The sequence below is a fragment of the Polynucleobacter sp. UB-Piko-W3 genome, from assembly GCF_018881635.1.
Classification (GTDB): domain Bacteria; phylum Pseudomonadota; class Gammaproteobacteria; order Burkholderiales; family Burkholderiaceae; genus Polynucleobacter.
In genome coordinates this window covers 1-11,119 of record NZ_JACVPY010000003.1, presented here as the reverse complement: position 1 = coordinate 11,119, position 11,119 = coordinate 1, and the positions used below count along the sequence as shown (strand labels likewise).

1 protein-coding gene is annotated in these 11,119 nt (G+C 44.5%); it reads right to left on the bottom strand.

Features of this window, described 5'->3' with window-relative positions:
- Window positions 1-10,931, bottom strand: a 10,931-nt coding sequence (locus ICN31_RS09275) for a cadherin domain-containing protein (RefSeq protein ID WP_216260904.1), incomplete at its 3' end; no start/stop codon positions are given.
- Between the last annotated feature and the right edge of the window lie 188 nt (window positions 10,932-11,119).

Sequence of the window (11,119 nt, the reverse complement as noted above, 5' to 3'; positions counted from 1 at the left end):
TTGCGAATCACAGAATCGACCCCAAAGGTCATGGTGTAGGTATCGTTACCGCCATTACCGATTAAGGTGTCATCACCTAAACCACCATCTAAGGAGTCGTTGCCAGAGCCGGTGGTGAGAGTGTTGTTAAGGTCATTACCAATACCGACAAAGTTTCCAGTACCAATAAATTCAAGATTTTCAATATCCCCAATGACGCCAGTATTGCCGTTAGTTGCTGGATTTAAAGAGTAGCTATTTAGCGTAGTGCGGATGGTATCAATCCCACCACCAAGTAGTTGCAAATTAGATGCCGCATTTGGATCCTGTGGATCATTAATTAGACCCAAGGAAGCAGGATCAGCAGCATACCAAGCGGGATTAATAACAGGGGCATTGCTATTGTTGTAATCAACATGCGTTGGACTTTCTTTTACAAAGTCACCTACGTTATCAACGAAATAAATATCATTGCCTATGCCACCAAGCATCGTATCTGCGCCAGCACCACCAACTAAAGTGTCATTACCCGTGCCGCCAATCAATACGTCATTACCTGATCCGCCCTTGATGGTATCGTCACCACCAAGACCAATTAATCCAATACCAGAGCTTGTTTGTGAGCCGTCTAAATTATCAGCGGCATTCGTAGCAACAATAATCTCAACACTAGATAGACGATCGGTATCTCCGCCGCCTGTAATGATGAGATTTCCGGTGGAAAATTCTGTAGTTAAATTAATTCCATTAAGACTATTGCCAACTACATTAGGGTCTTGCTGTGCGGCTGTTAGTCCAGGCGCAAAATAGAAAGCAACGTCTTCCCCAGAGCCGCCATCAATAGTGTCTGAACCTTTGCCACCAATAAGAGTGTCATTACCGCCATCGCCATATAAAACGTCATCCCCAGCAAGCGCATTCACCGTATCATTACCATTGCCAGCACGGATAGCATCAGAACCTGAAGAGCCCGTAATCAATTCACTAGCAGATGTTCCTAAAGTCGTTGTAATAACTTGACCTTTTGCAATACTAAAACCCACATCAATTTGAGTTAATGGAGAGCCATCAAATAGTAGGGTTTCAACAGAAGAACGAACAATATCGGTAGCGTCAGGTCCAACCAATGTTAGGGAGCCAGCACCAATCGTGATTTGATATTCATTACGAGTGCCTGAAAATACTGCAAAATCGCTACCGCCACCACCATCTAAAGTATCCCAGCCTGCACCACCTCTTAAAGTATCGCTGCCAGCACCACCAATCAGAATATTATTAAATGCATTGCCAGTGATCGTAAAATCACTAGTACCAAGATAGGTAACGTTTTCAATATTAAGGTTATTACCGCCATATAGCGTGTAATTAGATGCTGCTGGCCCAGTTGGCCAATCAGCCGCCAAGACTGCAGTGTCAATACCATCACCACCATCAATCTGATCGGAGCTTGAGTGGATCGTAATAACGTCATCCCCCGCTCCACCAGAAATACTATTGAGACCTGAGCCACCATTAATAGTGTCATTACCAATGCCGCCAGCTAAGGCATCATTACCATCACCGCCGTCAATCGTGTCGTTACCTGATCCGCCATCAATCGTGTCGTTACCAGCAAAGCCATAAATTACATCATTACCGCCGTTACCAGCAATGACATCAATTCCAGAGGTGCCCGTCATCGACTCAGAGGCATCAGTGCCCTGCTGAACAAATACAGCTTGAGTATTTAAGAGTGAAGTGGGGACGGAAAGGATTTTTCCGTCGCTAAATTTAACGTATTCAATATCATTGAAAATAACATCGCTTCCGCTTGCAGAGGAAATTGTTATTGAGTCTGCAGAATACTGATAACTCCAATATCCTAAATCACTAGCTGGTGAGTTAATAACCACCACATCAGTCCCAGTGCCTCCATGAAATACATCAAAACCATTACCACCGATCATGGTGTCATCACCTGCACCAGCGAATAAAGTATCGCCATCAAGCCAATTGGTGCTTACAGCAGTAATGATGTCATTACCTTGACCAGTTGTGATGATGTTGGCATCAGAGTTACCGGTGAATGTCGCATTGGCTACACCACTATAGATAAGATTTTCAACGCCAGATGCTTGAGATGAATTGCCCAGTGAATAGACGAGCAAACTGGTTACAACAGTATCAATACCACTACCACCTATAACAATATCGCCAGCCTCATCTGCGTAGAAAGTATCATTACCAAGACCGCCGTCCATAGTGTCATTGCCAAGGCCGCCAAAAATAGAATCATCGCCACCAGCGCCATACAGCACATCGTCTCCAGCAAGCCCAGATATAGTGTCATTGCCCATACCACCTCGGATGGCATCAGACCCAGATGTACCCGAAAGAGTCCCGCCGTTATCGCCTCCCAAAATCGTTGTAATGACCTGCCTTCTGGCAATACTTAAGCCCACATCAATTTGGACTTGCGGTGACATATCAAAGGCGATAGTTTCAACTGATGACCTCACCACATCAGTGCCATCTGACCCTATTAACGTAAGATCATTAGAGCCAAGAGTAATGGAGTAGTTATCGCGAGCACCAGCAAAAACAGCAAAGTCAGTGCCCGCTCCACCATCTAAGGTGTCATTACCTAAATCACCACGCAAAGTGTCATTACCGGCAGCGCCAGTAATCATATTGTTACCAAAATTACCAGCTAGACTGAGGTCGGCATTTCCATATCCAGAAATACCTTCTAGGTAAGCGCCTAATGTATATGAAACGCTTGAATAAATAAGGTCATTGCCAGCTGAATTATTCTCTACGACTAAATCGCCAGCATTATCAATATAGTACGTATCGTTACCCACCCCACCAATCAGAGTGTCGATACCACCACCGCCATCCAACGTATCGTTTCCAGAGCCGCCAGTAATCGTATTGCCCAGCTCGTTACCAACCAAACGAACAGCTGCAGTTATATTATCAGCCGTTAAATTTTCTATATTGCTTCCTAAGGAATAAGAAACTTTAGAGAAAACTAAATCAACTCCTTCCCCAGTATTTTCTGATACAACATCACTAGCATTATCAACATAGTAAGTATCGTTACCAGCACCGCCAATCAAGGTATCTGCACCAAGATCCCCAGACAATATGTCATTGCCGGCACCGCCGATAATGGTATTAACTAGGAGATTTCCAATCAATGCAACACCAGTTGAGCTATTTGCAACTAAGTTCTCAAAGTTATTTTGTAGACTATAGGTAACGCTTGTATAGACAGTATCTATGCCCTGATTTGCAGCTTCAATTAGATTGTCGCTAGAGGAGTCAATATAGTAAGTATCATCACCAAGACCGCCAGTCATGGTGTCAATACCGGCACCACCATCCAAGATATCATTTCCTGCGCCGCCCACTAAGGTGTCATTACCATCTCCAGACTGAAGAGTATCTGCTAGTGCGCCACCAAGGAAATAGTCTGTTTTTGCGGTTCCAGAAATATTAAGGTAACCATCGGTCTCGCGTGAGGCGTCTACTTTTAGACCATATCGAAAATCTTCTGTGCGAGTTGACCAATTAGTTGTATCAATTACTAAGGTTTGGCCCGCAGCAATATTAGCGTCTGCTAAAACAAAACCAAACGGGGTATTTACAGCATCGCCATTGGTAAAGGTAATTCGCTCAATACCGCCAAAGGTTGATGGCAGAACCCAGTCATTGCCAGACCCACCACCAGAGAAGCCACTAATAATTAATCTGTCGTAGCCAGTACCGCCCTGAATATTCAGATTGGCATTACCAAAAACTGCTGTGCCATTATTGCCAACCATCGTAATGACGTCATCGCCAGCGCCTGCATCCGCTTTTGCAAAATACTCCCAGATATTGAGAGAATCATTACCATCACCACCTAAGATGGTTGTTGTAGCATCGGTCCAGTTAGTGTTGTCATACACCTGCGTGATCGTGTCATCACCAGCACCGCCATCCAACAGCCCTTTGCCAGCAATCGTATCATTACCAATACCGCCTAATGCTGTACCGCCATCAGAACCAAGTTGTAGATTATCGTTACCATCACCGCCATCAAGGACATCTACACCAAGACCAGATCCACCAATAAGAGTGTCATCGCCGGTACCACCATAGAGGGTATCGTTACCAACACCTCCATCGAGGGTGTCGTTGTCGTCGCCACCACTCAAAGTATCATCTGCAGCCAATCCAAATAAGGTGTCATTACCACCATTACCGAGCAGAATGTCATCACCACCATCGGTACCCATTAAGGCATCAGGAGCACTACTACCTTGCAAGACAACCCCCGCCTCACGCAAAGTGACCTGCTGATTATCAAACTTCAGATAGCGAATCGAGTAAAGCGCATCTTGCTCTTGTGTTTGATTATTGATAATAGAAATATAGCTTTGATTAGCGCTGTCAACTAATCTAGCCCAAGTATAGGCTGAAGAATTTCCTGCATAGATTGCGGTATCAGTACCATCGCCACCATACAAGGTGTCATTACCTGTGCCACCAGTCAGAGTATCGTCACCAGCATCTGCATAGATGGTGTCATTACCTGCGCCACCAAGGAGAGTGTCATTACCATCGCCAGCAATAAAAGTATCAGCTAATGCACCGCCAAAGAAGTAATCAGCTCTTGATGTTCCAACTATATTGAGATAACCATTGGTCTCACGCGAAGCATCAATCTTGAGACCAGTCCAATAATCTTCCCAATAACGGGGATCCCAGTTAGTGGTATCGATTACTAAGGTTTGGCCAGCAGCAATATTGGAGTCAGCTAGCTGTAGGCCAAATTGTGAATTTAGCGCCTGACTGTTGATGAAACTAATTTTCTCAATACCGCTGAAAGTTGCCGGCAATACCCAGGTACTGTATTCATTGCCGGAATATCCATCGATAATTAGTTGGTCATAGCCAGCGCCACCTTGGATATTTAGATTGGCAGCCGAATCTACTGCAGTTCCATTGTTTTCATGAATGGTGATGATGTCATCACCAGCGCCTGCATCTACAGTAGCAAAGAACTCGGTAACTTGAATGTGATCATTTCCGTCGCCACCCAAGATTGTGTTATCACTTGCTGGAGCTGAACTTTCATCCCGAGTCAGTTGCCGAATCGTATCATCGCCAGCACCGCCATCTAAATAGCCTTTACCGGTAATAGTGTCATTACCAATACCGCCTAATGCTGTACCGCCATCAGAACCAAGTTGTAGATTATCGTTACCATCACCGCCATCAAGGACATCTACACCAAGACCAGATCCACCAATAAGAGTGTCATCGCCAGTACCACCATAGAGGGTATCATTGCCCTCGCCTCCATTTAGGGTATCGTCCTCGCCGCCGCCATACAGGGTGTCATCGCCAGCGCCGCCAAATAAAAAATCGTTACCGCGATTTCCATAAATTACATCATCGCCATAATCAGTGCCAAGTAGTGAAAAATCAGAGCCATCACTACCCTGTAAAGTAACTCCCGCCTCACGCATAGTCACTTGCTGATTATCAAACTTCAGATAGCGAATGGAGTAAAGCGTATCTCGTTCTTGTGTTTGATTATTAACAACTGAAACATAACTTTGATTAGCGCTGTCAACCAATCTAGTCCAGGTATAGGCTGAAGAGTTTCCTGCGTAGATTGCGGTGTCAGTGCCGTCGCCGCCATATAGTGTGTCGCTACCACCGCCGCCAGTTAGGGTATCGTCACCGGCATCAGCATAGATAGCGTCATTTCCTGCGCCGCCCACTAAGGTGTCATTACCATCACCAGACTGGAAGGTATCTGCTAGAGCTCCACCGATGAAGTAGTCAGCTTTTGCAGTTCCGGAGATATTAAGATAACCATTAGTCTCGCGCGAGGCATCAATCTTCAAACCAGTCCAGTAGTACTCTACGTGGGTGAGGTTCAAATCCCAATCTACAGTATCTACAACTAAGGTCTGGCCAGCGGCAATATTGCTATCAGCCATCACAAAGCCAAATTGTGAATTTAGGGCTTGAGTATTTTTAAAGGTAATTCTCTCAACACCACTAAAGGTGGAAGGTAGAGTCCAATTACCCCAAGCGCCACCAGCGTAACCATCAACGATCAGTTGGTCGTATCCAGCACCACCTTGAATATTAAAACCAGCAGATGAATCTGCCGCAGTCCCATTATTCTCATGAATGGTGATGATGTCATCACCACTACCTGCATCTACAGTGGCAAAGAATTCTGTTACTTGGATTTGGTCATTACCATCACCACCTAAGATGATGTTATTACTTGCAAGGGCTGAGCTCTCATCTCTAGTCCGTTGCCGAATCGTATCATCGCCAGCACCGCCATCTAAATAGCCTTTACCAACAATGGTGTCATTACCATCGCCACCTAATGCAGTGCCGTTATCAGAGCCTAACTGGAGACTGTCATTACCAATACCACCATCAAGCACATCAACACCAAGGCCAGATCCACCAATAAGAGTGTCATCGCCGGTACCACCGAAGAGAGTATCGTTACCAACGCCGCCATCCAGGGTATCGTTGTCGTCGCCGCCATAGAGAGTGTCATTACCTATTCCACCATCAAGACTATCGTTCCCAGCATATCCGTACAAAATATCATTACCATCTTTTGCATCTATATAGTCTGGGCCGATCGTTCCATATAATGTGTCAGCAATGCCGGTGCCAATAATATTGACAAAACTGCTCACTGCATTAGTCACGTTTGACATTACCACCTCTGGGTTGCCATATCCATCTGTGTAACTTGCAACAAGCCGCAATGGCTGGCCAACAACACCGGAAGTAACCTGATAAGTTAAGCTTGTTGCCCCAGAAATATTGACCCAACCCATCGGGTCAATATTCTCCCCATAAGAATATGTACCAGCCTGCCATTGATATTGAATTACACCCAAGCCATCGCTATCCCCAATAGGAACAATAGTGGGAGTTATAGTTGAACCCTTGAAAGGCGTGCTCGGAATAGTGATGCTACCAGTCGGGGAATCATTTGTATTTGCAATAATATGATCAGCACTAATAAATTTCGTTGTGCCACCAAGCACATCTGTGGTTGTAACAACCAATCGGATATCCTTGCCTACATAGCTTTGGTCATCAGGAATATTCAGCTGGTTGGAGCCCTCATATAAAGTAGCCCATAAACCACCCTTGAGCTCCTGCCATGTATAAGCTATTTGAGTAAATCCGCCATCTGCATCACCATAGAAATAAAATGGTGCCGCGATCCAACCTGCCTGAGCATACCAACCATCCATTAAAATCTGGCCTGTAGCCTCAGCATCTGGCGTAATATTGACCACGATACTTCCAGCAGTACTTAAGGTGCCGCCAGACCCTTGCAGACCCCCATTACCATCATTAAAAGTCCAATCCAGCTGCACACTTGATGGGGGCGTATCGCTTGTATTACTGTACGTAATTTGATGCAGAGCTGAGTTAACTAATGCCTGAGTGGAATTAGTATTAAATAGTAATGACAAGATGCCACCACTATTAGTGGCAACGGTACCAATGTTAATGCCATCAACGATGATCGAAGAGTTTTGCGTCAGATTGCTTAAAGTTCCAGTGCCTGAATATGCATCATCTGGGTTTGCTCCACTATGGCGAACAATATTAAGAGAGGAGTTGTTGTAGCCAAGTCGATTTAAGTCATCATCCGAAATATTGACGTCTGCATCCAAAACTACCGGAGCAGTATTTTCGTGATAAACCGGCCTACCATTAAGAATATTGTTTGAATCAAAAGAAGTATCAAGTGAGCCATTGCTGTTGTAGCGAATTACAAATGCGTTACGGCTAGTATAGGTTTCGCCACTAACTAAGATTTTTCCATCTGCCTGCAAGATAGCAGACATTCCCTCAGCACCTACAGTCGAAAACCGAGTGGTAGCAGTGCCGCCCTGACCAAATGTTCCATCTAGAGATCCGTCGGCGTTATAGCGCACCAGCGCTACGGCAGAATCTGATCCATAAGCCGTTCCAACAGCAATAATCTTGCCATCCGTCTGAACTAATATTTTGTGAGCCTGATCACTGCCGCCCAAATCTGTAAGCTGCCTTCCATCCCCAGAAAAGCTTGTGTCTAGAGTGCCATTCGTGTTGTAACGGAATATTGAAAAATCGCCATTGCTATAGCCACCGACCAAAATTTTTCCATCGGACTGGATCGCAACACTATATAAGCCCTCAGATCCAGCAGAAATGCTATCCGAAGCAAAGCCATCGCCAGAGAAACTCGTGTCAAAACTACCATCGGAGTTATATCGAATGATTTCATTGGCACTGCTTCCACCGTTGGTTGGAGAGCTATAACCAACAACTACAATTTTTCCATCGGACTGAAGTGCTAGGGCTTGGCCACGTTCATTGCGACCACCAAAATCACCGCCTGCTTTGCCGTCATACGAAAATCTAGAGTCCAAGGTTCCATCCGAACCAAGAACTATTACAGAAAAGTCACTAGTACTTCCATTAAAACTTTCCCCAGCAATGACAATCGCGCCATCAGATCGGATAGCAATATCAGCGCCAGTATCCCTCCCCGATCCAATAGGTAAGGTCATCAACCCATCGCCAGAGAAAGTGGTATCTAAGGATCCATCCGGGTTATATCTCGCAATGGCAATGTCAGAAATTCTGTCATCAAGGGCGCTACCAACATTGCCAGCCATGATGATCTTTTGATTGCCGTCGACCGCAACACCCCATGCGACACTATTTTGTACGCTATATAGTACGCTGGTAATGGGGGTTGTTACCCAGCCATCTAAAGAATATGATGAGTCTAGGGTGCCATCAGTGTTGTAGCGTGCACTCCAAAAATCAGGAATTTGCACATAATTCCTATTGCCGCCATTGCCGGCCAATACAATTTTTCCATTTGCATCTAAAGCAATATCAAGAGCCTGGGCAATAGTTCCTCCAACACTCTGAAAAGGCACAATGCCATCCCCCAAGCCAAAATTTGGGGCATCGTTGACATTGTTGACATTGAGAGTAAGCGTCTGGTAGGTTGTAACGCCATAAGCGCTCGAATCAGATACCGCCACCATAAATTCATACGATGACCGGACTTCATAATTTAATGGGGAAGCGATAGATAGAATATGTGTAGCTGGATTAAACGTAAACTGCGATGGCAAAGTACCGCCATCACTATTAAATACTTCCCACCTGCTGATTGCGCCACCATCAGGATCGCTAGCACTAATATAAAAAGAACTGTTAATTGAGTTTTCATCAACAGAAAATGAGGGTGCTGATGTAATAACCGGGGCATCATTAGTCGGTGTAATCGTCAGATTGACAGTACCAGTGGTGCTCAATGCGCCGCCAGTTCCCTGAGATCCGGTATTACCGTCATTAAATGTGAGGTTAATTTGAACGCTCGCAGGTGGTGCATCGCTAGAATTGCTGTATTGCAAATTCTGCAGAACTGTATTTACCAAATCGCCAGTAGCATTAGTATTGAAGGTAATAGTTGCAGCCCCATTACTACTAGCCGATACGACACCTACATCTGTCGTGCCACCAATAACAATATGCGTTCCAACTGTTAAAGAAAATACATCCCCACGATCATAAAAATAAAAACTATCTTCAGAATTTCCACCACCATTGCGTGCAACTGATACTGATGCCCCGTTATAGTTCGTGGCATTTAAATCAGCATCGTAAACTTTGATTGCCGATCCAAATATAGTCGGGTTGGAACTCAAAAATACTGGTGTCGAACTTTCGGTGTAAGCTGGATGAACAAGATCAATGGTATTTGGTGCCGCAAAAGTGAGGTCTGGGCTTCCATCAGTAGTGAGGCGGGCAATACCAAGGCCACTACCAGATGGCCCGGTAATTAAAATCTTTCCATCAGACTGTAGCGCCAAGCCATAACCGTAATCTTGCGTACCACTCTGACCAATCTTGGCATAACCATCACCTGAAAAACTAGTGTCTAGAGAACCATCAGCATTAAGTCTCGCAATTGCAAAATCACTCGTATAGCTAGTACTACTTGAACCGCTAATTAAGAGCTTTCCGTCGGATTGAAACGCTAAACTACAAAAGGTTCCGGTAATTCCAGAAACAGAAACCTTTCCGGTACCAGCGCCAAAGGTAGTGTCTAGACTACCGTCTGGGTTATACCTTATAAGGGATACCTTAGAAGAGTTTGACTCTCCAGCCACAATAATCTTGCCATCTGACTGAACAGATGCTGCAAAAATACTGGTACCAAAATTTTGAGTATCTTTTCCATCGGAGGAAAAAGTATTATCAAGAGTGCCATTAGTGTTGTAGCGCAGAATCGCAAATTTAAATGCGCTATTTTCATAAGTAGTCCCAGCAACAATAATCTTGCCATCTGTTTGAATAGCCACAGCTCTGGCTATATTATTACTTGTGCCGAAAATAGTAGTTTGAGAGCCGTTAGAACCAAAGCTAGTATCTATAGCGCCTGAACTTGTAAGTCGAACTGCAGTTAGTCCTCCGGCTGCCGATCCAACAACTAAAATCTTTCCATCAGATTGAATCTCAATCAAATCAGTTGACAGCGAGCTAACAACACCGGTCGTCTGTTTACCAGTGCCGTTAAATGTTGTATCTAAGCTGCCATCAACATTAAGCCTTGAAATAACACCACTGCCATTAGATAAGCCAACAATTAATATCTTTCCATCAGACTGTAATGCAATATCGTATGCATTATCTGTGCCACCGAAATCTATGGATTTACCAACCCCACCATTAAAAGTGCCATCCAAACTACCATCAACATTAAATCGCTCTAGATAGAAATTATTATTGGATGTACTAGCAACCAATATTTTTCCATCAGATTGAATAACTGGGGACGACCAAGTGCCTCCCTGACTTGCAGAATTAAGTCCATTACCGACATTGAAGGTGGGTGAAGTATTAACGGTCACGTAGCGTACAGTTTCTGGGCAATTTGATTTCCGTTTATAAACTTAATCTTTACTAAACAATTAAGGCACCCGAGGGCGCCTTAATCAACAACTGAGATACTCACTCACTAAACCTGATGCGTTCCAAAATAGTCACTATTACTTTGCATTGGATGCGTTAGATCATTAGAGAGATTGATCGCAAAGCT